This window comes from Paenibacillus contaminans, assembly GCF_003285015.1.
GTDB classification, from domain to species: domain Bacteria; phylum Bacillota; class Bacilli; order Paenibacillales; family NBRC-103111; genus Paenibacillus_V; species Paenibacillus_V contaminans.
In genome coordinates this window covers 120,434-143,807 of sequence record NZ_QMFB01000010.1, presented here as the reverse complement: position 1 = coordinate 143,807, position 23,374 = coordinate 120,434, and the positions used below count along the sequence as shown (strand labels likewise).

Annotated in this window: 26 protein-coding genes and 2 tRNA genes; 9 read left to right on the top strand and 19 right to left on the bottom strand. The window is 50.6% G+C overall.

Features of this window, described 5'->3' with window-relative positions:
- Positions 1-50: 50 nt before the first annotated feature.
- The gene (locus DQG23_RS18220) at positions 51-344 is read right to left on the bottom strand and encodes a DUF3055 domain-containing protein (RefSeq protein ID WP_113032294.1); all 294 of its coding nucleotides are present in this window, start codon (positions 342-344) and stop codon (positions 51-53) included.
- Positions 345-551: 207 nt separating this feature from the next.
- On the opposite strand from DQG23_RS18220, the gene DQG23_RS18215 reads away from it, so the two are divergent.
- Positions 552-971: a DUF1885 family protein gene (locus DQG23_RS18215; RefSeq protein WP_113032293.1), complete on the top strand. Its 420-nt coding sequence runs from the start codon at positions 552-554 to the stop codon at positions 969-971.
- Between the two features lie 162 nt (positions 972-1,133).
- On the opposite strand, the gene DQG23_RS18210 is transcribed toward DQG23_RS18215, so the two are convergent.
- The 6 genes from DQG23_RS18210 to DQG23_RS18185 form a co-directional block, all read right to left on the bottom strand.
- On the bottom strand, positions 1,134-1,439 hold the full coding sequence (locus DQG23_RS18210) for a DUF1292 domain-containing protein (RefSeq protein ID WP_113032292.1): 306 nt from the start codon (positions 1,437-1,439) through the stop codon (positions 1,134-1,136).
- Positions 1,440-1,541: 102 nt separating this feature from the next.
- Positions 1,542-2,036 carry a hypothetical protein gene (locus DQG23_RS18205; RefSeq protein WP_113032291.1) on the bottom strand — a complete coding sequence of 165 codons (495 nt, stop codon included), beginning with the start codon at positions 2,034-2,036 and terminating at the stop codon, positions 1,542-1,544.
- Positions 2,037-2,068: 32 nt separating this feature from the next.
- Positions 2,069-2,674, bottom strand: coding sequence for a stalk domain-containing protein (locus DQG23_RS18200; RefSeq protein WP_113032290.1), 606 nt, complete (start codon positions 2,672-2,674; stop codon positions 2,069-2,071).
- A gap of 156 nt (positions 2,675-2,830) precedes the next feature.
- Entirely contained in the window at positions 2,831-3,718 is an 888-nt protein-coding gene (locus DQG23_RS18195) for an alpha/beta hydrolase (RefSeq protein WP_113032289.1), read from the bottom strand.
- Between the two features lie 155 nt (positions 3,719-3,873).
- On the bottom strand, positions 3,874-5,598 hold the full coding sequence (locus tag DQG23_RS18190; RefSeq protein WP_113032288.1) for a GGDEF domain-containing protein: 1,725 nt from the start codon (positions 5,596-5,598) through the stop codon (positions 3,874-3,876).
- 110 nt (positions 5,599-5,708) lie between these two features.
- Entirely contained in the window at positions 5,709-5,915 is a 207-nt protein-coding gene (locus DQG23_RS18185; protein ID WP_113032287.1) for a hypothetical protein, read from the bottom strand.
- Between the two features lie 199 nt (positions 5,916-6,114).
- Here DQG23_RS18185 and DQG23_RS18180 point away from each other — a divergent pair, with 199 nt between their 5' ends.
- A complete protein-coding gene (locus tag DQG23_RS18180; RefSeq protein WP_113032286.1) occupies positions 6,115-6,861 on the top strand; it encodes an MBL fold metallo-hydrolase in 747 nt (248 codons plus the stop codon).
- A gap of 92 nt (positions 6,862-6,953) precedes the next feature.
- Here DQG23_RS18180 and DQG23_RS18175 read toward each other — a convergent pair whose 3' ends face one another.
- Positions 6,954-7,193, bottom strand: coding sequence for a DUF3892 domain-containing protein (locus tag DQG23_RS18175; RefSeq protein ID WP_113032447.1), 240 nt, complete (start codon positions 7,191-7,193; stop codon positions 6,954-6,956).
- 61 nt (positions 7,194-7,254) lie between these two features.
- A complete protein-coding gene (locus DQG23_RS18170; RefSeq protein ID WP_113032285.1) occupies positions 7,255-7,692 on the bottom strand; it encodes a GNAT family N-acetyltransferase in 438 nt (145 codons plus the stop codon).
- 106 nt (positions 7,693-7,798) lie between these two features.
- On the opposite strand from DQG23_RS18170, the gene DQG23_RS18165 reads away from it, so the two are divergent.
- The gene (locus DQG23_RS18165) at positions 7,799-8,212 is read left to right on the top strand and encodes a CBS domain-containing protein (protein WP_113032284.1); all 414 of its coding nucleotides are present in this window, start codon (positions 7,799-7,801) and stop codon (positions 8,210-8,212) included.
- 8 nt (positions 8,213-8,220) lie between these two features.
- Here DQG23_RS18165 and DQG23_RS18160 read toward each other — a convergent pair whose 3' ends face one another.
- From DQG23_RS18160 to DQG23_RS18150, 3 genes are all read right to left on the bottom strand, one after another.
- Positions 8,221-9,444: an ArnT family glycosyltransferase gene (locus tag DQG23_RS18160; RefSeq protein WP_113032283.1), complete on the bottom strand. Its 1,224-nt coding sequence runs from the start codon at positions 9,442-9,444 to the stop codon at positions 8,221-8,223.
- Positions 9,445-9,589: 145 nt separating this feature from the next.
- Complete coding sequence (locus DQG23_RS18155) at positions 9,590-9,952, bottom strand: DUF2304 domain-containing protein (protein ID WP_113032282.1); 363 nt, start codon at positions 9,950-9,952, stop codon at positions 9,590-9,592.
- On the bottom strand, positions 9,949-10,656 hold the full coding sequence (locus DQG23_RS18150) for a glycosyltransferase family 2 protein (protein WP_113032281.1): 708 nt from the start codon (positions 10,654-10,656) through the stop codon (positions 9,949-9,951). Before DQG23_RS18150 ends, DQG23_RS18155 begins: the two co-directional genes overlap by 4 nt.
- A gap of 188 nt (positions 10,657-10,844) precedes the next feature.
- On the opposite strand from DQG23_RS18150, the gene DQG23_RS18145 reads away from it, so the two are divergent.
- Entirely contained in the window at positions 10,845-12,368 is a 1,524-nt protein-coding gene (locus DQG23_RS18145; RefSeq protein WP_113032280.1) for a methyl-accepting chemotaxis protein, read from the top strand.
- Positions 12,369-12,493: 125 nt separating this feature from the next.
- On the opposite strand, the gene DQG23_RS18140 is transcribed toward DQG23_RS18145, so the two are convergent.
- The 4 genes from DQG23_RS18140 to DQG23_RS18125 form a co-directional block, all read right to left on the bottom strand.
- Complete coding sequence (locus DQG23_RS18140) at positions 12,494-13,684, bottom strand: hypothetical protein (RefSeq protein WP_113032279.1); 1,191 nt, start codon at positions 13,682-13,684, stop codon at positions 12,494-12,496.
- Positions 13,685-13,872: 188 nt separating this feature from the next.
- Positions 13,873-15,063 carry an HD-GYP domain-containing protein gene (locus DQG23_RS18135; RefSeq protein ID WP_113032278.1) on the bottom strand — a complete coding sequence of 397 codons (1,191 nt, stop codon included), beginning with the start codon at positions 15,061-15,063 and terminating at the stop codon, positions 13,873-13,875.
- 234 nt (positions 15,064-15,297) lie between these two features.
- Positions 15,298-15,990 carry a peptidoglycan recognition protein family protein gene (locus DQG23_RS18130; protein WP_113032277.1) on the bottom strand — a complete coding sequence of 231 codons (693 nt, stop codon included), beginning with the start codon at positions 15,988-15,990 and terminating at the stop codon, positions 15,298-15,300.
- A gap of 115 nt (positions 15,991-16,105) precedes the next feature.
- The gene (locus DQG23_RS18125; protein ID WP_113032276.1) at positions 16,106-16,879 is read right to left on the bottom strand and encodes an alpha/beta hydrolase; all 774 of its coding nucleotides are present in this window, start codon (positions 16,877-16,879) and stop codon (positions 16,106-16,108) included.
- Positions 16,880-17,168: 289 nt separating this feature from the next.
- On the opposite strand from DQG23_RS18125, the gene DQG23_RS18120 reads away from it, so the two are divergent.
- Positions 17,169-17,612 carry a universal stress protein gene (locus DQG23_RS18120; protein WP_113032275.1) on the top strand — a complete coding sequence of 148 codons (444 nt, stop codon included), beginning with the start codon at positions 17,169-17,171 and terminating at the stop codon, positions 17,610-17,612.
- Positions 17,613-17,961: 349 nt separating this feature from the next.
- Here the strand turns inward: DQG23_RS18120 and DQG23_RS18110 are convergent, their stop codons facing one another.
- The 3 genes from DQG23_RS18110 to DQG23_RS18100 form a co-directional block, all read right to left on the bottom strand.
- Positions 17,962-18,231 carry a hypothetical protein gene (locus tag DQG23_RS18110; protein ID WP_113032274.1) on the bottom strand — a complete coding sequence of 90 codons (270 nt, stop codon included), beginning with the start codon at positions 18,229-18,231 and terminating at the stop codon, positions 17,962-17,964.
- A gap of 369 nt (positions 18,232-18,600) precedes the next feature.
- A tRNA-Val gene (locus DQG23_RS18105) sits at positions 18,601-18,676 on the bottom strand.
- Between the two features lie 87 nt (positions 18,677-18,763).
- A tRNA-Thr gene (locus DQG23_RS18100) sits at positions 18,764-18,840 on the bottom strand.
- A 272-nt stretch (positions 18,841-19,112) separates the two neighbouring features.
- On the opposite strand from DQG23_RS18100, the gene DQG23_RS18095 reads away from it, so the two are divergent.
- From DQG23_RS18095 to DQG23_RS18080, 4 genes are all read left to right on the top strand, one after another.
- Positions 19,113-19,976 (top strand): helix-turn-helix domain-containing protein, encoded by an 864-nt coding sequence (locus DQG23_RS18095; RefSeq protein WP_113032273.1) that lies wholly within the window; start codon positions 19,113-19,115, stop codon positions 19,974-19,976.
- Positions 19,977-20,027: 51 nt separating this feature from the next.
- The gene (locus tag DQG23_RS18090) at positions 20,028-20,942 is read left to right on the top strand and encodes an S-layer homology domain-containing protein (protein WP_113032272.1); all 915 of its coding nucleotides are present in this window, start codon (positions 20,028-20,030) and stop codon (positions 20,940-20,942) included.
- A 107-nt stretch (positions 20,943-21,049) separates the two neighbouring features.
- Positions 21,050-22,312 (top strand): hypothetical protein, encoded by a 1,263-nt coding sequence (locus tag DQG23_RS18085; RefSeq protein WP_113032271.1) that lies wholly within the window; start codon positions 21,050-21,052, stop codon positions 22,310-22,312.
- Between the two features lie 76 nt (positions 22,313-22,388).
- On the top strand, positions 22,389-23,363 hold the full coding sequence (locus DQG23_RS18080; protein ID WP_272949054.1) for an aldo/keto reductase: 975 nt from the start codon (positions 22,389-22,391) through the stop codon (positions 23,361-23,363).
- The last annotated feature ends 11 nt before the right edge of the window (positions 23,364-23,374 follow it).

Here is a 23,374-nt window from a genome sequence, read left to right as displayed (position 1 = left end):
TTTGCGGGGCTGCCCGGCCTTTCGATTCGGCATCTTATGGGATTGGGAGGCTAATATTGCTCCTGCGTGGAAATCTGCGGCAGCCACTGCTGCAGACAAGCGCGAAACGACTCGGCTTGCTCCCTGCATTTGATCGAGAACGACTTCATCAGCTGTTCAACATGGTCAAGATCATCAGCGGATAATACGGCTGATTTGCCCGTTTGCATACAAATGACGAGCGGCTTCCCGAAGAAATTGTCCGTATACATAATGGCTAGATCGAAGCGCTCTTTCTCAGATGCATAACCGATGAAGTTTACCTGCGCCTGCTCCGTCACATCGTACAATCGTTCCAAGGTCATGTCGTTCAGCCTCCTGTCCCAAGTTTTCAGAATATTTATACTATTTATAGTAGCACAGCTTTTCTGAATGCACCACATTTTTTTGACGCTTATCGACCTGAGCTTGTGCTTTTTTTGTTGCTTGTACCCGATTTTAAACGCATTGCCATTCATTTTGGTAAATGCTATGATGGTCATGAACGAATACATAGGCGGGTGTTTATTGCTATGAGTCAAAGCGCTTACATTCAGTTTGTGGAAGGCTCGTCCGTCGCTTCGCTGACGCTCGACGAGTTGAAGGACTACTTATTGCAATACAAGGAACAACTCGCTTTAACGGGCAAACAGCTGGGCTGGGAATACGAAGATGCCGGTTTTCCGTACTCGATCGAGACAAAGCCCGAAGGCGAAGGTAAATGGTTTTATCTCAAAGGAAACAGCTTGCGTTACAAATATATCGTCATGGGCGTCGGCAGCAAGACCGAGAACGAAACCGCTAAGCATTTTGTTCAAATCGTGCTCCCAGACGATGCTACGCACGGCGACAAGGCCAAGGGCAACGAATTCGGCAAGCACCTCGCCAAGCAGCTGAAAGCGGAGCTGCGGCTCTTCAACGGGCGGACGATGTATTTTAACCCGAGAAAATGAGCAGATTTCCTCCAAGATAAACGTCCGTCGGCGCGATGTATGAGGCTGTTTATAGTGAATCGGAACAATCGTCGTAGTGTTTGCGTGCTCACAAAATGAATAATACCCCCTATCCAGAGCGGCATGCTGCCGACTGGAATAGGGGGTATTTGGCTTAGGCAATTATTGCTGCGCCTCTTCTTCCGCAATCCGGTTGTATATTTCGACGACGCGCTCCCATTCCTGCTCATCTTCGATGTTCGTCAGGTAAGCTTCTCCGTCCTCTTCGTCAACACGGAAAATGACGCCGTCCGCTTCCGGCGCGTTGCGGTCCAGAAGAACCGCATAAGCTTTGCTTTCGCTTTCGAACGTATAAACGATAACCATCTCGCGCTCGACGCCGTCCGCATCCGTCACGAGAAATACGTCATCCTCATGCTCATGATCGTGTCCGCAGCCGCAGTCGTCGTCATGTTTATGTTCGCTCATGTATACCCCTCTTTTCGCTGGTTTCAATAACTTCTGTATCGTATCACGCTGTTAGGCCCAGGTCAATGAAAGACGCTCTGCATGCGTTTCGTACAAAAGGGGCTACGGGCCATGCGTAATGATGAGACTCACGACCTTCTGCAGCCGTATGTATTCCGTCTTTTTCAGATCCGCCCGGAAATAGGCGTACAGATAGGCCGCTTCAATGAAAGAAAGTCCGGGGTAACATACGATTCCGTCGTTCGTAAACGGATTATCCATGACGACCTGCCATTCCCCTTCGCGGTTTACTTGCGGGATCCGGTTCAAGACGTATTCCTTCAGCTCGATTTGGCGTTCGATGCGGCTCCATGCTCCGTCCCAAGCCGGGCTGATCGATTCGGGCCGGGGCACGATGCGCTTGCCCTTCGTTATCCATCGCTTCAATTCTTCCATTTGCGATTCATCGCAAACGGTCAGTTTGCTCTTCAACTCGTTCAGAAGCTCGCTGAACAAAGAGTATCCGCCTTGCTCGAAAACGCTGCGCAGCGCTTCCTCCTCGGCCATCGATTCCGCCTTGATCAGCCGCTCCAAAGCATTCGCATGCCCAAGCTTCATTTCGATTCTCCCTCATGGCGAAAGACGCGCTCTTATTCCGATAAAATATTTTTCTTGGAAACGATCGTCTCGATATTGTCGCCGTCGATTATCGCGAAATTCACGGTATAATTGCCTTTCTCGGCAAATTTCAATTTGTAATGCGCCGTGTACCAGAACGACTCGCTCGAATCCGAGAGCGTATCTTCGACGCTGCCGACCGTTTCCCCGGTAGGGCTTACGATCGTAATTTTCACGCTGCTTACGTTCGTCTTTAAATTGTCGATCTGCGCAAACACGTCGAAGGAGCGCGTTATGCCGTAATCGACGATGCTGAACGGATTTTTCAAGGAATAGTTTTTACCTACTTCCTCGGCAATAAACATATGGACATCGGGCTTATAAAGACTGGCAGTTTTCTTGTCATTGTCCCATTTGACGACGGCGTTGAGAGAATTGGCGACCTGCCTGAGCGGCAGCAGCGTGCTTCCGTTCATGATTATGGCCGGAACGCCGTTTTCCTGAAGCTCCGAGCCATTGACGAACACCTTCGCCTTGTCGTACCCGTTATAGGACCCCCACATGGAATCGGCAACGACGGTAGCGGTGCAAAGCAGCATGAAGACTGCGCATAACATGATTAATCGTTTGGCTTGCATCGTTCACTAACCTCCGGAATGATGGATTTGACGTCCCGCCGCCCTTCTGCACGGACATCCCTGCTCGTATTGCGCACCCCTCGTTCATAGGAGGACGCTGCGCAATGATCTGCAAGTTTATACTCCGGTTATAGCAATTAGTTGCGATGACCGCTTTCATTTTTGCAAAAACGCCACTACTCTCTCTTCATATTCTTTCCCGTAAATTTTATAGGAACCGATGTGCAGCGCGCCTGACGTTTTCCAAAACTCGAACGAAGCTTTATGCTTTTCCCACATCATTTCGCTGTTCGTATACGGAATTTTATTATCGTCCGAGCTGTGAATGAACAAAACGCGTCTCGGCGCGATCGAATCCACTGCCGCCAATGCGTCGACCTCTTCGGGATGGATGCCTGTGACGGGCGGTATCATCGCCATAATAAGCGGCGTAAAAGGAAAATCCGGTAAATGCGACCATACCGGCAGGTTATCCCGCAAATAATTTTTCAGATTGTTAAACGGGCTGTCTGCGATGACATGAGATACGGCGGGTTCTTCGGCCGCAGCCAGAAGCGCCGTCGTAGCCCCCATCGAAAATCCGAGGAGATGAATGTCGCCCGGAGCGTTCGCCTTGACCCAATCGATCGCACCCAGCAGATCGTATTTCTCGTATTCGCCTACGGAGGTCAAATTGCCGCCCGATTCGCCCGAATTCCGAAAATCGAACATGACGACCCGGTAACCGGACAACACGACCGTTTTGGCAAGCGGCAATGCGGGGACGTCTTCCTGCAGACGGTTTTTCGTATAACCGTGGGCGAAAATGACGGTCCCTTTGGACTCGCTCTCCGGGTTCAACACCCAGCCTTTTAAAACGATACCGTCTTTCCTGCTGGGAAACTCGATCGTTTTAAACGGAATCCCCACGCTATCCGGCGTCGCAGTCAGCGCTTTCTTCGCCGGATGCGTCAAACTCCAGCCCACGTAGCCGGAAACGCCCAGCGACACAAGAATAAGGGCCATAAGCGCGATGAGTACCGTTCGTACCGTCCTTTTTCGCATTGGAGAAGCCCGTCTAGTTTCCAGCTTGGTGACAACCATTCGATCACGAACCTTTCCAACGGATAATTTTGACGAATACGATTATATCATACAATATGAACGTACGTTACGCCCGTATACCCGATGCAAACGATCCTTTATTTCGATAAAACCATTCAAGTCCGGTCATTCGATTCATAATACCGGTAGCCGTTTTTGCCCTGCTCCTTAACCGAAAACATCGCCATATCGGCTTTGCTCATGAGCGAATCCGCGTCGGTTCCGTCATCCGGAAACAAGCTGATGCCTATGCTAGCCGATACAGATAATTGATAGCCTTCAACCGAGAACGGCGTCAAAAAGCCGCGCAGGAGCTTATCCGCCACGAAAGCCGCTACATGTCTATCCTTAATTCCGGGAAGAATGACGCTGAATTCGTCGCCGTCGATCCGCGCCACCGTATCGGTTTCGCGCAAGCATTCGGTCAGCCGTTCGGCTACTTGCCGAAGCAGAAGGTCGCCTATCCGGTGACCGCTGGATTCGTTTATTTTTTTGAATCCGTCGAGATCGATCAGCATAAGCCCAAGCATGACGTCTTGCTTCTTCGCCCGGGCTATCGCATCGCCCAGCCTTTCATGAAACAGAAACCGGTTCGGCGCTCCGGTAAGCGCATCGTAGTAGGCGCGGCGCTGGAGATGATCCTCGATCGCTTCCTGCTGCCTCATAATATCGCTGTATGCGTCGGCCATTCGGTTATAAGCGTTCTCGACCTCTTTCAGCTCATCTTCCGTACCAAGCCGGATTCTGCCGCTCATATGACCCGAAGCAACCTCCAAGGACGTTTGCCGCAAAGCGAATACCGCATGGACGACCGAGACGTAAAAACCGACGAACATTAACCCCAGCACGGCAAATCCGGCCCCGGTTACAAGAAGCGCCAAAATCTTTTTCAAGCCCTCATTATGGACTTGCTTGGTAAGCCTCGCTTCAAGCGCCGCGTAAACGGATTCGTAGAGCGAGTTGCCGGAAGCGATCGACAGGCCGCTTCGTTCTTCGATTTCTTCCGCCGACGGCGACGCCGTCTTCATGCCGGATTCCAACAGCCCGATAAATGCATCGGTATCCTTGAAATACCGGTCGGCATCGGCTTGGAACTTGTCCCAAAAGCTATCCGAAGAAGCTTCTGCATCGGCTACCCATTGCCGGAATAATTCCTGGGATGTACGTATCGATTCGACTTGGACGGAAATGATGCCGCGAAGCTCGGAAGCCGAGACGCTTGAGGCCGGATTCGCCGCAAGTCTTGCGCTATCCGCCGCTTCATCGATTTTGCCCTGAATCGGGACGAGACGCTCGGTCAGCAACTGCGCCATCATTCTCGTCGTTCTGCTCATGTCCGATCGGGTACCGGAATGATCCGCAATCGCGAGCATCAGTTTATGGATTTCGATCAGCATTTCATTATGCCGCTCGATCCGTTCTTCCGGAGCCGCATCGGGCCGAATCTGCCGAATTTCCAGCCATTTGCCGGAAAGCGACTCAAACGAGGAGTCCGCAAAGAACGGATTTCCCAGCCTGCCGTTTTCATCGATAAGCGATTGAATCCGTTCATTTATTGCTTCTTGTTCCGCCGTACTCGCAGGATCGGCCTTCCGATCGACACCCGCGGATTTCTCCGGCCGGAAGCTGCGAATATCGGACGCGAGCCGGTTCAGCTCGTAATGAAGCCGCATACCGGCGCGTTCCTTGTTGGCTATATTGATTTTGTCTTCATAGTGACCGGCGATCAAGTACATGCTCAGCACAAACGGAAGCAGCAGCAAGGCGCCGATCAAAGCAAATTTGTAGGGGTACTTTAGGCGATTCATCAATTTGACAAAAGGCGTTATTAGAAAGGCCACGCTCTCTAACCCTCCCCGGAAGATCCGACAGTTTCTACACTTCAGTATCTTAATTCGACTGAAATTGTTGGAATTCCTGCCTAAATCGTTCCGAAAAGCTTTTAATTTCTTTATTTGTAAGCTTTACCCTTGGTCAATACGCAGGGCACGCCGTTCCCGATCGCTCCCGGCATCCGCATCCGTTCCATATAGCGTATTCCTCTGGAGCAGCGCTGCTTGCACGCTTCGCACGTATCCGAAGTTACAATCTTCATATTGAATTTATTACGGTCAATCGACGAAATTTCTTTCTTCTTGCCTGCTTTCGATTTGCTCATGACCATGCTCCGCCTTTCCGCGAATACGTCTTCGTACCAATACGATATGTAAAGAAAGCCCAAAAGGTACGTAACTGCAGAAAGACGATAGGTTTGTCAAGCGCCTATTTTCACAACATTTCCTTTCGTTTTGCGATAGATAATGATAAATTAGTAGAGAGTTGCCAATTTTCCTGTTCATAAATGCGGGAGGAACTACATGGACATATCGCTCGTCATGTTGGGCACAGGCAGCGCCTTTGCCAAAACGTATTATAACAATAACGCCTTAGTGACCTGCAACGGCTTCAATTTGATGCTGGATTGCGGGCATACGGCTCCAAAAGCGCTGCATCAGCTGAATATCGATCTGGAATCGGTCGACGGCATATTCATTTCCCATCTTCATGCAGACCATATCGGCGGACTGGAGGAAATTGCATTCCGTTCGATGTACAATGCCAAGAAGAAGCTGTCGCTCTTTTTGCCCGAATCGCTAATCGATACGATCTGGGAAAACTCGCTGAAGGGAACGCTCGAGAATAAAAACGACAATATTATGGCGTTAAGCGACTATTTTAACGTCGTTCCCGTCTACGAGCGAAGTCCCGTCCAAATTTGCGACGGTTTCGTCCTGGAGCTCGTCCCGACCGTCCATATACCGGGAAAGCCCAGCTACGGCGTATTTATGAACGGGTATCTTTATTACAGCTCCGACAGCATCCTTGACATAGGTACGCTTGAGCGGCTGCGCGACCGCGGATGCCGTCATATTATGCATGAATGCCAGCTGCATCCGCCCGGCTTCGTGCATGCGACCCTGGAAAGCTTGCTGACGCTTCCCGAGGATCTTCAGCGGATGACTTACCTCATGCATTATGACGATGATATGGAATCGTTCATCGGGCGTACAGGCAGCATGACGTTTATCCGGCAGCATGAAACTTACCGGTTTTCAAGGGGATAACCGAATTCTCGTATCGTTTCGGCCCGATCACGTCGAAGAACCCCCGCTTTGCATAGGCGCAAAGACCGGGGGTTCTTTCTGGCGAAGCCTGTTCAGAACGTAGGAAGATTGTCCAAGTTGTTGCTGGGGTCGCCGTCCGCATCGCCGCGGATATACGTTTCCCCGTCTCTGCCTTTGAAGGCATTGACGCCCTGGATGGCGCCTCCCTGCACTTCCTGAAGCGCCTCTTCATAATTGAGGGTGCGTCCCGAAGAGGTCTGGAAGGCGGTGATGTCCCCGTCGCCGTTTTTCTGGACGGCAACGAAGGATTCTCTCGTTTGATTCGGTTCCATCATGATCACGCTCCTTTCGGTTAGCGTATCCATTTCAGGCGAAATCATGCATCCGGCATCGCTAAAGCGGCTTTTTCATCCGGACATGCCAAATCCCCGCATCGAGGAACGGCTTCTCGGACACGGTTTCGTATCCGAGCTTGCGGTAGAAGGCTTCAGCCTGACACTGCGCGTCCAGAACGGCGTACTCCATACCTGCCGCCTTCGCATCGTTTTCGAGGGCATCGATAACCGCTTTGCCGAAACCGCCGCCTCTATAAGCGGACAGCACGGCGATGCGCTGCAGCTTGGCCGCCTTGTCCTCATACTTGCGCCATCTGCCGGTCGCAACCGCCGTTCCGCCGTTTCGTAGTAAGATATGACGGCAAGCGTCATAAGACGCGTCGAAAGAATCGATTTCTTCATCCGCGGGAACATGCTGTTCCCTTACGAATACCTCTAATCGTATTCGGAGGCATTCGTCAAGCTCGCTTGGGTTCGATACGGTAATGATCTCCATGGACTGTCCCTGCCTTTTCGGTTACACTTGCATTTTGCCGTATTCCGTTTCCTTATAAGCCTAGAAGCATCCTTTAACAATATCGCGACAAAGGAGTTCGTGCAACATGAACATCGCTTTTTTCCTGTTTCCGAAGCAAGAGGTCATCTGTTTGACCCCGCAATCCACGCTCCGTCAGGCGCTTGAACGCATGGAATATCACCGTTATACCGCGGTTCCGATCTTGAATCAGGACGGCTCGTATTTCGGGACGGTAACCGAAGGAGACCTCCTTTGGTTTCTCAAAAACAACAATGAAGAAATTGGCTTCGAAAACGCGCATCGCCACAGCCTGGAGGAGATTCCCCTTCGCATGAAAAACAAGCCGGTGAGGATCGACGCCAAAATGGAAGACCTCATCAGCCTGGTTAAAGCGCAAAACTTCGTGCCCGTCATCGACGATTCGAACAATTTTATTGGCATCGTTCGCCGGAGCGATATTATCGAATACTGCGCCGGACAACTGCTGAAGGAAGCTTAACGACCGGCTCAGCCGAATCGTTTGGCAAGCAGTCTCACGAGCAGTATTTTGCCGAAAAGAAACCGGAGCAAAACTACGGCAGCATGGGCGGTTCCCAGCATCAGGAAAGGCAGCATGCCGTATGCGTACCTGTCGACCGGGATGAACAGCAGATGAACGCCGCATACGATCGCGAACGATACGGCAAGAAACGCGTACTCGCGGCTTCGCGTTCCCATAACCGCCAGAAGCGTCAATCCTGTATACACAATGAAAAAATGCAGCTTGTTCAGCACGTAATAGTACCAGTCGGGTACATAAAACGGATATGGACCGACCCAGAGCGTGCGGAAAAAATACGTAAACTTGCCGATTGTCATCCATTTCATCCACAGCAGGGGCTGCTCGATCAGTCCCTGCTTGATTCGGCGCATTCCTTCAGCCAATTGATCGCTTTCGTCGATTTGCGACCAGTCGATCGTCCCCCGAAAGTACGGATCCGTCCCACCCAGGAAAGGATTTCCCGCTTCTCCCTTGGCGATAAATATAAAGCTGTGAAACGTCATCCAATTGCGCACCCACCACGGAAGCAAAACAAACGCGAACATGGCCGCCGCCTGAAGCACGAAAACGAACATTCGCCTTCGATTGCCGGAAAACCACAGAAACAAATAAGGGACTACGGCTAACGGCAGCACATTCGGCCTGATCAGCACCGTTATGCCGAGCAGCAGACCGAACCATAGATGATCCCTCCTCCGGTTGTCCTGAATGATCCTCACCTGCATATAAACAAGCGCCGTCAAACAGCTCAAGAAAGGGACCTCCGTCAAGATGAGCGCCGTCGACCATACATAAGACGGGTATACGGCTGCAAAACATGCGGCCAGCAAGCCGACGGCCGGTTGAAACAGCCTTGCGCCGGTCAAATAAATAAACAGGATCGCCGGCAAGCAAATAAAGCATTGCAGCACCCTGATCACGGTCAGAGCCGGCTCAATCGGATCATAGCCGACGATGCCGTATACAGCTGTCAGCAGCATCGGCAGCCCGGGCGTAACAAGCGTATTCGGCTCCGTATCGCGATAGGCGTATATGCCTTTCTCCAAAAGCTGTATAGCCAATTTCGTATATTCAAGCTGGTCCCAAACAAGCGGTTCGTGATAAGCGTTGAGCACGTAATGAAGCCTTAACAGGCAAGCGAACGCCAAAATGATTCCGATCGCGAAACGATCGTGAAAGGAATGTTTCATTGATTTCCTCCAAAGTCAAGGATAAACCGCCTCGCCGTCCTAAACGCTTTCTAAGAGAGCGACTTCGTAAGTTTAAGCTAAAGAAAGGCGCGTTTCCCTTCCAAAAATAAACGCCTGATAGACGAAGCATTGATATTCTAGTATTTCAAGAATTACGATCGGAACGGCCGTCCCGGTCGTCCCCCAGTGCGGCTTTTAATAGAGCCAGCTCCTGAATAAGCCGGGTTACCTTGCGGTGGAGCCTGGAAATGACCATTGTCACATGCATGATCAGCAGCAGCGCAAATGCTGAACCGATCAAAAAAAGCAGCGAAGGCGCATAAAAAATGCCAAGCAGCTCGGCGACGGTCTGCAGCAGCTTGGGAAACAGACTGAGCAGCACCATAACGAGTCCGAGGCTCAGCCACAGCAGCGCATATCGCTCCGCAATTTTTTGCCGGCGAATGAGCTCTACGGTGATGAAAACGAATGCCAAACAAAATACGATCGATACCGAGTATATATTCATCGTAAATCTCCCGAACCTCGCAGCCTCGTCATGATAACGGCCAGCGACACTTTAAGCATGTAATAGAGCGACTTCCACGGCGTGATGGACGAACGCCCGGCTGTACGGCGATGCATCAGCACGGACATTTCGGCGATAGCCAGCCTTCTGCGCGCCAGCATAACGACCGCTTCGACTTCGGGATAGTCATCCGGATATTCCTCCGCAAAAATGCCGATAACGGTCCGGTTTACCGCCCGGAAGCCGGAGGTCGGATCGGTTACCCTTATTCCGGTCATCCACTGCACCATCCAGGAAAAGAAAAAAATGCCGAAGCGCCTGGATAAGCTGCTCTTGTATGCCGTTTTGCGTAAAAACCGCGAACCGATGCAGCAATCGCATCTGCCGGCCATTACCTCTTGCACGATCTCGTTTAACTCTCCGGGATCATGCTGGCCGTCGCCGTCGATTTGCACCGCGATGTCATAACCGTTACGGTAAGCGTACCTATATCCGGTTTGCATGGCGCCGCCGATGCCGAGATTAATCGGCAGCTCGATAACGGTCGCGAGACCGGTCCGCTTGGCATGCTCGGCTGTCGAATCGGTCGAACCGTCGTTGACGACAACGATATCGATATGAGGATGCGCCGTTTTCACGCCGTAAATGACTTGCTCTATGCTGTTCTGTTCGTTATAGGCGGGGATAATGACAAGCGTTCTCAAGCCAAGCACCTCATTTCACCAGGAGTGATTCAAACTCTTATCTGTATGCCCGTTCCGGCATAGGGATAAACGTCACGGTTTCGACGGCATATTTCGACATATATATCCAACTTTCGCATTACAAGCGCCGGGATGCATGATATTATAGAAGGAAAAATGTACCGAATCGCGCCTATAGGGGGACAGTCATGAACCGCTCCGACATTATGTTCAAACGCAACAAATTGCTTGTCAATATCGTATGGGCATTGCTAGTACTAGGTCTTGTAGTCGACATCATAACCGCCGTTCCGATTGAAGCCATTATCGTGCTTATCGTTGCCGGAACTGCGACTTGCGTGCTTATGACGGTTCTGACGTACCGCAGACTTTTTGAAAACCGTATCATGTATTTGATCTCGCTCTCTTTATCCTTGCTCACCTTCCTTCTCGTCGATTCAAGTCCGGCAATGACGACCTATTTTCTCGTTTATCTCAATATGGCGATCTCGATGCTGTATATGAACTATCGCGCCGTTCTGTTTTCCGGCTTTTCGGCAATCGCGCTGACGAACGTTTTCTTTTTTGTGCCGAAATATTATGACGCCATGTTTGCGCCTCTCGATGAGGTGAGCTTCTTCACTCCGAATTTGTATGTGGTCATGACGATGGCTGCGCTCGTTGCGGCAGGCCGGTTCAGCGAGAAGCTGCAGCTGGAGGTGCTCGAGAAGCAGGAGGCCGCTTGGCTGGCCAAGCAGCGTGCGGAGGAGATGCTCTCGCATGTAAAACATGCTGTCGATCAGCTTAATGATTTCAGCGCCAAGCTGAAGGGCAATGTGACGACGGCAGGCTCCATTTCCCGGGAGGTAACCAAAACGTTCGCAGAAATCGCATCAAGCGTCGAAACCCAGACGCGCAGCATCGGCGAGATCAGCGAATCGATACAAGCCGTCGATCAGGTCGTCGGAACGGTTGTCGGCGGCTCGACGCAAATGAGCGCCGTCGCTGTGGAAACCTCGCTGCACGCGAGCTCAGGCAGCGAACAAGTAGATAAATTATCCGCTCAGGTCGAGCAGCTTCACTCGATCATTTACACATCGGTAGAGCTGGTAGGCGAGCTGAATGACCAAAACCGGCAAATCGGCGAAATCGTGCAAACGATACACGGGATATCCGCGCAAACGAACTTGCTGGCCCTGAATGCCGCTATCGAAGCGGCCCGGGCAGGCGAACACGGCAAAGGCTTTGCCGTCGTTTCCGGAGAAGTCCGCAAGCTTGCCGAAGGCGCGCGTCAGTCCACCGAGCAGATTACCGCGATATTGGAAAGCATTCGGTTGAAAACAACCGAAGTTTCGGAGCAGGTGCTCCTTGGCCGTGACGCCGTAAACCGAAGCCGCGAGGCAGCCGTTCAAGTCGGCTCGATGATTCGGGAGGTTACCGGCAATGCCTCGCTTACCGAACGGCAGTCAGCGCTGCTCCACAGCTCTTCCAAGCAGATGGATCATGCCTATAGAACGATAACCGATGAAATGATGACGATAGCCGGCATTACCGAGGAAAACATGGCCTCCGTACAGGAAATTACAGCAAGCATGGAAACGCAGGACAGCAAAATCAACGACATCGTTGAAAGCTATCTCCAACTCGAGCAGCTGATCAACAGCTTGCAAGCCTTGGCCGATCGTGACAATACAGGCAAGACCGGCGTGCCGCTCTATAATAGCAGCAGATAAGCTTGCCGGCATATAAAAAGACCCCCATACCCTTTTCAGGGCGTCGGAGGTCTTTCTTTTGAATAGCTCATATCGTACGAAAGGGGTGCATCGGCGAAACGGCGACGTCGGATGCCATGTCACGCTTATTGTAAAGCTCGCTTGGAACGCCCCTCTTTCTTCAAAGCGTAAACGTATAATCCTGCGAATAACAAGAGCTGGGCAAGAAATGCCGCTCCGTCCCAAAAAATGACGCTCCCCGCCGGCTCCGTCAAATGGCGAAGTGCATTCGAGGTTGCCGTATAGAGCTGCGGAAGCAAATAAAAGGCGGCAATGATTCCGCTGACGAAGAGACCGGCTACATAAAATAACGCGTACAATCGTACTGCCTTAAGCTCGCCGGGGAATAACTCAGGAGCCTTTTGGGCCTTTATGAACGGAACGAAGCGGGTTAACCAGGCGCGGCTGTTTTCGAGCAAATTATTTTTGCCTGTCAGCTGTTCGGCGACGTAATACAAATCGGTCTTCATGAAAAACAAACCTTGGTAGAGCATGTTTAGTATAAGCGTATAAATGACGATCGCTAGCAAACCCGATGCGGTTCCCGGCAAATCCGGAAAGAGAAGCTTAATGACAAGTGCCGCGAATAGGACGGCATTATCGAAGCATAAGCCGGCGAGCAGCGGCATATATCGTCTCTTTTTGGGCAGACTCCATATTCCCGTCATTTCCGTTTCCATCACGATCAGAATCAATCGGTACCCGATTCCGACTCTCGCATTCAGCCCTTCCGCTCTAACGGCAAGCAAATGGCCGAGCTCATGATGAAGCAGCAGAACTAAGGAAACCGCCATCCAAAGCGCCATATTAGCCGTAACGGACGAGAAAACGAACCAGTCGGTATAATGCGGCACCAGCTTCGGAAAAGCAGCCAGCAGTAAGACGTTACCCAGAAACATAAGGAGAAACAAAATACGCGTCATACGATTAAAAAATAGTTTGGCAAAGGGTACCGGGATCCATGCGAAGCCGCTCCGATCAGCTTGAAGTCCGGTTCGCTTGATTTCGATCCCGTTCATTTCTTTAACCAAGCCGTATTCGAGCAGTTGCTCGAGAAACAGATGCATGTCGACTTCTTCATCGGGGTACCGATTCCGCAAAACCGCTTCTATTTCTTCTTGAGCGACGCCTTCCTCAATCATTCGGATCGCATCGATACAGATGCGCGGCATCTCGAAAAAACTGCCCGTATCGCGGTCTTCCACGATGAAAACATTTCCATCTTCGCGGATTTGCATAGGATAAAGCTTGATGGACGATTGCGCCGCTTGAACCAAGTGATCTCTCCGTTCCGTAACTGATCATTTATGTAAACATAGCGATTATCGTACATAAATAGAAAAAGGATGCCTGAGCCGGCACCCTTCTTCCCATGACTTCTTACTTGCCCCACCAGCACCACCAGCAAGTTGTTTTGATTTGTTGAAGTTTGCGGATTTTCATTCCTATCACCTCCTATATATAGTCAAAACTTGAGAACGAGATTTTGGGCGATGTCGCTTCTTTCAAATTCTTCTATACATTCCAGCCACGTAGGGTAAACCTCTTTAAACACGTTAACCAGATGCGGGTCGAATTGATTGCCGCTCCCATCGCAAATTCTTTGGAATGCTTCTTCGGGAGTCAGCGCTTTCCGATAGGAACGATGCGTCGTCATGGCGTCGAATGCGTCGGCAATCGATGTGATCCGCGCCAAAAGCGGAATTTGGCTTCCTTTCAATTGCTCCGGATATCCGGTACCGTCCCATCTTTCGTGATGGTACATGATAACGTCCGAGCTCCACTGCAGTCCGTCGATTTCCTTGATCGCGTCTGCGCCTACCTTCGGATGCGTCTTGATAATCTCGTATTCGGCTTCCGTCAGTCTTGTAGGCTTGGTCAAAATATGATCGGGAATATTGACCTTCCCGACGTCATGCAGCAGACAGGAATAATGAAAGGCGTTTAATTCGTCTTCGTTGAACAGACCCAGCTTCCTTGCGAGGAGGAGCGAATATCTGCCCACTCTTTCGCTATGACCGCGCGTATAAGGGTCCTTCAGCTCTAGGATGGCGACGATGCCCTTAACGATGCTCTCAAGCTGTTTCTGGTACGAAGTCGTTATCGTGTTGACATACCCCTGAAAAACGTTCAGCAAAATATATGCGGCAAACGAGAAAACGATGATCAGGATAATCGGCACGACGACGTTCGGATACTGAATGATAATTCCGATAAGCGTATATTTAAGAATCGTGCCGCAAGAGACGGTCCAAAAATACTTCTTATTCACAAAAATCGGCGAGAACAACACCAATATGATCTCGACGATATTGCCTCCGTGATAATCATCCGGATGTCCGTAAAAAAGAATGATCTCCGTAGTAATGTTCAACGTCGTATAGACATAGAAGTATAAATATTTGACCGAAGAGGACCGGTCATTCTTCATTAAATAAATGGCGATCGGAAGCAACCCAAGTTGGATTGCATTCATAAAGTAGCCGTTATAGCTGCCTACAATTCCGAGCTTCGGGATAGCGCCTGTCATAAGCGGGATCAATATGTTGTATACGATATCGTAGCCGAAGCTAATTATGTAGAATAAATATAGGAATAATCGCGTGGCTCGCCGCTCTTCTCCGATCAATGCGGTACTTAAGAACCCTTTTTGCATGAAAGCCTCCGGTCGATGTAAGGTAATGGTCATATTGTCTCGGCTTAAGCGGACCTTCTTACCAGAAGAGATTCGACGAAAACGCTACCAATTCCTTCTCGTGCTGTAATTTTGGCTTCTGTAGATATAGACAGCGGCAAGTAATCGATAGTTACACGTCGTCGACAATATTCGTAAAAAAAAATGCCGCGAGTAAAGCGGCTCAGCCATTTTCATTCCGTTTACTCGCGGAAGCTATTGCTCGGCCTGCCCCGACGCCTTGCGCAGCTCATTGGCCAGCCGATGAATTTCATCCTTATCCTGCTGCGATAGAGAGAAAAACCAAAGCGGCGACAAAAACGTATCGATAAGTTTATTGGCATCCTCCGGTTTAAGCATAGGCTCCTCCACTCCCGTCATCAGATCGTAATGCCGCTGTACGATATCGACGACATCCCGCCAAGACGCTCCCCACGAGGATAAATAGGCGATCGGATCGGTATGCGTCGTACCGCCGAGCCACCTCGTAACATCCGCATGCGCCCATAACGTGCCTGATCCGTCGCTTGCTGCAGGAAGTACGGGCAAATTGCGTTTGCTCAGAAAATAGGCAGTTCGCTGGCACCACATATCGAACGACTTGTCAAAATCGCGCTGCGATTTGGCGACGCAAAGCTCAAGGTGAATAAAGCGCTGGTTGGCCGGAGATCCTGCGCCATACCCTAAATAATCGGGATTCGCAACCTGCAGAATCACATTCGGGTCGATAAACTCGTGAACGAACGCGTTCCTATAATTCGTGGCCATATATGCGCGCTCGTTCCAGGCCGTACTGTTCGCATTATCCGTATAATGCATGACGATCCCTTCCCACCTGCCGACGCCCAATCGGTATGCGAGCTCGGGCAAGCCGGGAACCCAAACCGTATTGACTGGATATAGCTCCATCGCGTCCCCTTCCCCTCTGCATAATCAGAGCACCCTTGCGTGCTTGATCATTACAGAATATTCCTTACGGACAGGACTGCGTAGGGCTAATACATTGGTTCCATGGAAATGGGGCTTATGTCCGGATCGGAAGCCACTCCAGCACCCTTTGAATTTTCATATCCCAATAGCCCCATTCGTGCGTTCCGGGCTCTTCTTCGTACGTAATCGGAAGAGACAAGCTTTGCGCATGGTCGCGAAAACGGATGTTTTCCTTATACAGAAAATCCTCCGTACCGCAGCATTGATAAAGAAGCGGGGACGCGGCCACCTCGTTGCTTGCCGCTTTTTCCGCAAGTGCCGCTAAATCGTTCTCGCTGCCGGCAAACCGTTCCTTGGACCCGAAAATAAGCGCCGCTTCCTGAGGCCGCGCATCGAACATCCAGTCCGTTAGGAGCGCCCCGGACAAGCTTGCAGCAGCCGCATAACGTTCCGGAAAGCTAAGCGCCAATTTAAATGCGCCGTATCCGCCCATAGACAAACCGGCAACAAAATTATCCTCGCGCTTGTCCGACAGCGGGAAGAACGATCTTGCCAGCTTCGGCAGCTCCTCGCTTATGAACGTCCAGTACTGCGGTCCGGAAACCATATTCGCGTAATAGCTGCGGTTTACGGCCGGCATAACGACAGCCAAGCCTAGCTTGGATACATAACGTTCGATTGACGTTCTGCGCATCCATATCGAATGGTCGTCCGACAACCCATGAAGCAAATACAATGTCGGGTGCTTGCCTTCCGATGCCGCCCCCTCCATCCCGATCTGCTGCGTGGTGTTTTGCGGTAAAATGACGTTCATCGAAACGGCAAGCCCCAGCGTTTCGGAAGAAAAATCACATTGAATAAAAGCCACGAACTATTGCTCCTTTCGTACGAAAAACCGGTTGATTGTTTTTCTAGCATTATAGCAGAATAAACAAGCTGTCCTCCAGATGATCTGAAAACATATCCTAACAGATGCATTCCTTTCGTTTCCACAATATTCGACATATTCCGCCGTTACACCTGCTAATTTCTTAATCCTGCCGAAAAGAAAATGGACTTGTTTAATCGTTGGAATTTTCCGATAATTCAACCGATTCCACAGGTTTTTATGATATAATAAACTTGTATTTAAAATCTTTCCTGAAGAGGTGACGGCAATGTTATTTTCTAAAATTATTGTCGCCTATGACGGTTCGGCACTTTCCAAAAAAGCATTAAAGAAAGCGCTTCATTTCATGGAAGAAAGCGCGGCCGGCATGAGGCCGGTCAAGCTGGAAATCATCCACGTCCCCTTCGCTCCTTCCTTCATTTTCGGCGAAACGCTGGTTGCCACTACCGGAGCCGCCACCAGAAACATGCTTGATCACGCGCAAACGATACTTGACGAGGCCAGACAGTTCGTTCCTCCGCATGCCAATGTCAAATACGTCCTGCGGCAAGGCCCTCCGGCCAAAACCATTCTGGAGCATGCCGAAGAGTGCGAAGCCGACTTAATCGTCATGGGTTCCAGAGGCCTCGGCGGCATTCGCGAGTTCATTCTCGGAAGCGTCAGCCATAACGTCGTCCAGCAAGCCAAAATACCTGTCCTAATCGTGAAGTAACTCCCCCGCCGCTCCTTCGCTCAAGCGTCGCAGATGCGGCAGAGGAAAGCTGCCTTTAACCGCCGACGTGTGACCAAGCACTACGTGCCGCGACGGCACCGCGCGCCGGGAGCGCGGCGGTGCGGAACGTCGGCGTTTTTGACTCAGGCTTATAAAACGGATTTTAAATCGTTTTTTTCTTTTCCGATAGAACAAACATGCCGTCCGCGTATTCGCGAACGGCATGTTCTTATTTCAATACGTATTATAAATATTGTCGCATTCGCCGGCTCTCGGCTCGTTGAAGCAATGCAGCTTGAATCTTCCGACAAGAGGCTGAAAGAAGTTCTATCATTCCGTCAACCTGCGCTTATCCTTCCAAATATTTTTTGGATACGTAGTTAGCCTTTGCATGCAATTCCTCGTACGGGCTCTTTGCTTTCTGAACGCCGTCGTAGCTCTTGTTCCATCCCAGCGTATAAATCGTGCGTTGAGTTCCTTCTCCCTGATCTTCGCCGTCTTCAAGCCGAATGTCAACCAGCGACCATCCACTGTTCAAATAATCATAAACTCTTTCCGGATTGTTCATTTCTTGATGCACTTTTTTGAAATGATCTAAATTACGCTGATTCAATCTCATGATAATCACTCCCGAAGATATAGTAATTTCATGCACAAATCTTAGCTTCCGACATAGAGACTACCTTGCATATGTGGCTGGTACGGTGACGTTAAGTAATGAATACATCATTGTTGTTTCATCCCTTGCCGCTCCAACATTGTGCACCTGGAAAAAAATAGAGGTCTCAGCCAGCCACATCAAGTCTGCTTGCTACATACGGCCGTCGCTTTATATGGCCTTAAACCGCTTACAAACGACCCTGTCGGCCAATCAACGGAATGAAACGAAGGGGGCGGCTTACGAATCTACGGAGGGCAAGTAGGAGACCTTACTCTATATCATAAAGAAAAACCCCTTATATTTCAAGAGGTTTTAGCGTTTAAATTATGGTGACCTGGGCCGGGTTCGAACCGACGACCCCTACCCTGTCAAGATAGTGCTCTCCCAGCTGAGCTACCAGGTCATGTTTTGCAGCAGCGAAACCAATCTTACCAAGTTCTTCTTCTCTTGTCAACACTTTTTTCATTTTTTATTTCCGGGATGAAAGCAGTGGTGCCGTCGAGAGGACTTGAACCCCCAACCTACTGATTACGATTCAGTTGCTCTACCAAATTGAGCTACGGCGGCAAGAGAACATTTGTTTCATGTCGTACTGGCGTCGACAGTTACTTACTTTATCAGGCTTGCCCTACTTTGTCAACATCATTTTTCAAAAAAAGTGTAATACCTTGCGATTGCATGGTGGAAAGCGATTAATACCCCCGGTCGGCGCGCCCTTTTGAATTGCTCCTCAAGCTAGACTATAGTAGGATATTGCTAGCAACCTACATGGTACCCTCTACTGTATATCCCTCTTTATAAACAAGCATGCAACTCTATTGTCATAACGGAGGATCGATATGGATACGGCGATAAGACGTCATGTCTACTTTCCGACATTGTCGGAGCCAACGCTTTTTTGCTTCCCGGAATCGGTCGGCAGGTACAGCAGCTTTCCCGAACATGAAGTATTCCGTCATCCGGGGGCGCTGAACAGCTTTAGCATTCATGTCGTGGTGGAAGGCTCCGGCTACGTGGAATCTGCAGGAACGGTGCATTCGTTGACGGCAGGCGACGCATTTCTATACTTTCCTGATGACGAACAGCGATATTACAGCAGCAGAGAGGAACCGTGGGATGTGCGATGGATTCATTTCTACGGCTCCAAGCTGCGGGAGCTTCTTATCGAAGGCGGTTTTCACCGCTCCACGATCTGGACGCTCAAAAGACGAGCGGAATGGGAGCAATGGCATCAGACGCTGCTTGAGGAAGCGGAGCTGCATAAGCTTCTGCACGCCACGCGATTGTCTACGATGACATACGGTATTATTGCGGAGTTTATGAGTCAAGCTATCCCGCTGACGGCGAATAAAGGCACGGAGGTGACCGACCGGATCGCCCAGCTGCTCCCGTTTATCCAGCAGCAAGCTCATCTGCCTTTCGACTTGCCGGAATGGGCGTCGAAGTCCGGGGTCAGCGTTTACTATTTTTGCCGGCTGTTCCGAAAGCTGACTCAAATGACGCCGATGGAATTCGTTACGCTGTGCAGACTTCAGAACGCCAAGCAGCTGCTTTTGGAAAAGGTCGATTGGCCTGTCAAAAAAATATCCGCCATGTCCGGCTATACGAATGCCAGCTATTTTAATAAACGTTTTTTCGAGCAGGAAGGCATGACGCCGACCGAATACAGAGCCGCCCGCCTTGGAAAAATAAGCGATAAATAAAGCAACATTCCGAACCGAATCACCGTCATTAAGGACGGAGGTGTTCATACGATGAGCAAATTTCGCAAATTGAACAAGTTATTGTTTCCCCTGCTTTTGATAGCGCTTGTTTTCGCATCGGCGGGCTCCGCCCTCGCCTTTGACGATTTGGCCGGCAATCCCGCAAAGGAGGCCATTGAGCAATTAAAGCAGGAAGGGGTCGTAAGCGGCATCGACGCTCGTTCCTTCAAGCCGAACGACGCTATGACGAACGCCCAGGCCGTACATCTAATCGTTAAAGGAATGAATTTGAATCTTCATGCCATCAAATTTGTTAAGCAGCCGCTGGCAAGCGATTACTTCACGAACGTTCCGAACGACGCTTGGTATGCGGAATCGTTTATCGTAGCGCAGCTTAACAGCTTGCCGTTACCGGAGGATATCGATCCGAACAAGCCGATTTCACGCGAGCTTTTTGCCGGCCTGCTGTACCATGCTCTGCTCAAAACCGGCGATTACGCATTCATCGAATTGTTCGTCAACGTGAAGGACGGCGACGAAGTATCGGAAGGACATATGGAGAGCATCCAGAAGCTGCTTATCGCCAAGATCGCAAAGCTCGATGAGAACGGAATATTTTACCCGCAGAAAGCGATAACACGCGGCGACGCCGCCGCAATGCTGCATGCCGCGATGCTGTTCGTAAACGAGCACTCCGTCAAACAGCCGAATGACGAGACTGTAACGGTAACCGACGAGAAGGTGAACGAAGAGGTTACTAAATACACGCTTTCTTGGGGAATAAAGCCGAATCCCGGATACCGGCTTACGATCGACGGCATCCAGTTTATCGGAGACGAGGCTGTAATCAGCTACAGCCTGCATTTGCCCGAAGAAGGCCACTCGTATATTCAAGTGCTGACAGAGGCGAAAGCGTCGACCTATGTTTCCTCCGCCTATCACGTAACGATCAAGAAATCGAACTAGCTTTATGCATCAAAGCTGCTCTAAGGCGCTCATCCGCTATCGCGATTGCGATATCTCTTGAGCGCCTTCATTCCGTCTTCGGGGACTTTAACCGGGGGGCGAACATCGTGTACATAGTTTTTCTTGTGCAGCAAAAACTGTATATATTGCCTTCGCGAAAGGCCGAAGGGCCTGACACCAAACATACGTTCGTCATCGAGACATTGGAGGAATATATGCACAAGAAACGGCATCTCAGGTTAAAAGGCCGCCTGCCCTACATAAGCGCGCTTATCTTGCTTTCCCTTGCGATCATCTGGCCCCATGCTGCCGCACACGCGCAAACAAACGCCGCAAAATCGTTGAGCGTAATCGTCAAAGCCTCTCCGGCTTCCGAATTCCAGACGCGGCTGGATATTTATTCGCACAAAATACTCAAATCCATCAGCGCGTTGGAACCGATCGACCAAGTCCGGCAAGAGGACAGCGACGTCGAAATTGTCGTGCATGATGCGTCCGGCAGCGATAGAACATACGTTCTCTCCGGCGACGGCAGCCTGATCGAAAAGTCTGCAGGGAAGGTGCTGCTCCCACCTCCCCAGCTACGGGAGCAGTTGAAGCAAACTGCGGACCGTGTACGCGACATTCATTACGGCAAGCTTACTCCATGGGAACAAGCGAAGCAGATCGTCAGCAAAAAAGATATCGTTACCGTCATCGACCTCGAGACCGGTCTTCGATTCCGCGCTCAGCGAAGAGCCGGCAGCAGCCACGCCGACGTTCAACCCGTAACCAAAGAAGATACGCGGATCATGAAGCAAATCTACGGGGGCAAATGGAGCTGGAAGCGCAGAGCCATTCTCGTTATCAAAGGACGGGAGCGTATCGCCGGCTCCATGCATGGAATGCCGCATGGCGGGGATGGAATACCCGACAACGACTTTAAGGGCCATTTTTGTATTCATTTCCAAAACAGCGTGACTCACGGCACAGGCAATCTCGATATGGCTCATCAGCTGATGGTGATGAAAGCAGCCGGCAAGCTGAGAACGTATTTGGCGGAGAGAAATCCTTATGAGCTCGTCGAGCTGTTTATGAGCGCCTTGAATCAGCACGACCGCTACACGGCGTCTCTGATGCTGTCGCAAGAGGCGAAGCGGCAGTTTGCCGAAGAGGGAGAAGACGATCCGTCCGTCGAATCCATTCAGCGTTTGTCGCCGCCGAACCGCGATTCGGATAGCTCCGGGCTTGTCGCTCTGGAAGTGCCGGTCGATACCGTCATTACTATGCAAAACCATCTCAAGGAAAGACGCAAGCTGCATTTCGTCCTGAAACGAGCCTCCGTTAAAGAGCCTTGGAAGATAGAACGGATTGACAATATACCTGATTGATGTACGATGGAAGTAGCCATATCCGGTTTATGGGAATCGCAAAAGAGGAGATCAACCACGAAGGAGGCGGTTCGATTTGGAATTCAACGAAATGCGCTATGCCAACATGCCGTATCGGCAGTGCGGTAAATGGGGCTTGAAGCTGCCCGTCATCTCGCTTGGCGGCTGGCAAACGGTCGGCGGCTACGAAGCGGAAAAAGAAGCCAAACGCTGCTTTTACGCGGCGTTTAACGCAGGGATCACTCATTTTGACTTCGCCAATAATTACGGCACGCCGCCTGGAAACGGGGAAATCATCGGCGGTAAAATTCTAAAGCATTTGCCGCGTGACGAAATCATCATCTCCAGCAAAGCCAGTTATTTAATGTGGCCGGGTCCTTACGGGGAATGGGGCAGCCGCAAATCGATCATCGCTTCCTGCGATCAGAGCCTTAAACGAATGGGTGTCGATTATTTCGATATTTTCTATATCCACCGTTTCGATCCGAATACGCCGCTGGAAGAAACGCACGGCGCCTTGGAAACGCTCATTAAACAAGGGAAGGCGCTGTACGGAGGTGTCTCCAATTATTCCCCCGAAGCTACGGAAGCAAGCATTAAGCTGAGGGATAAGAAAAATTGGTTTCCGCTTACGATTCATCAGCCCGTCTACAATTTGCTTCGCCGCGATATCGAAAACGGGCTCATCAAAAGCGCGTCCAAACACGGCTACGGCCTGATTGCATTTAGTCCTCTTGCGCAAGGTCTCTTAACCGACAAATACTTGGAGGGCATTCCGAAGGAATCCCGTTTCGGCAAGCAAGGCAAGGATCAGATCGACGAGCTCCAGCTGCGTAAAATAAACGCGTTCCACGAGCTGGCGGCACAGCGCGAGCAGTCGCTTGCCCAGATGTCGCTCGCCTGGATTTTGCGCCACAAAGAGGTTACTTCCGTTCTAACAGCGGTATCTAAGCTCAGCCAGCTGGAGGACAGTCTCAAAACGCTCCAAAACTTGAATTTTTCGGAGGACGAGCTGGCCCGTATCGATGAAATCAGCAGCTGGGAGGCTTGATTCCCCCTTCC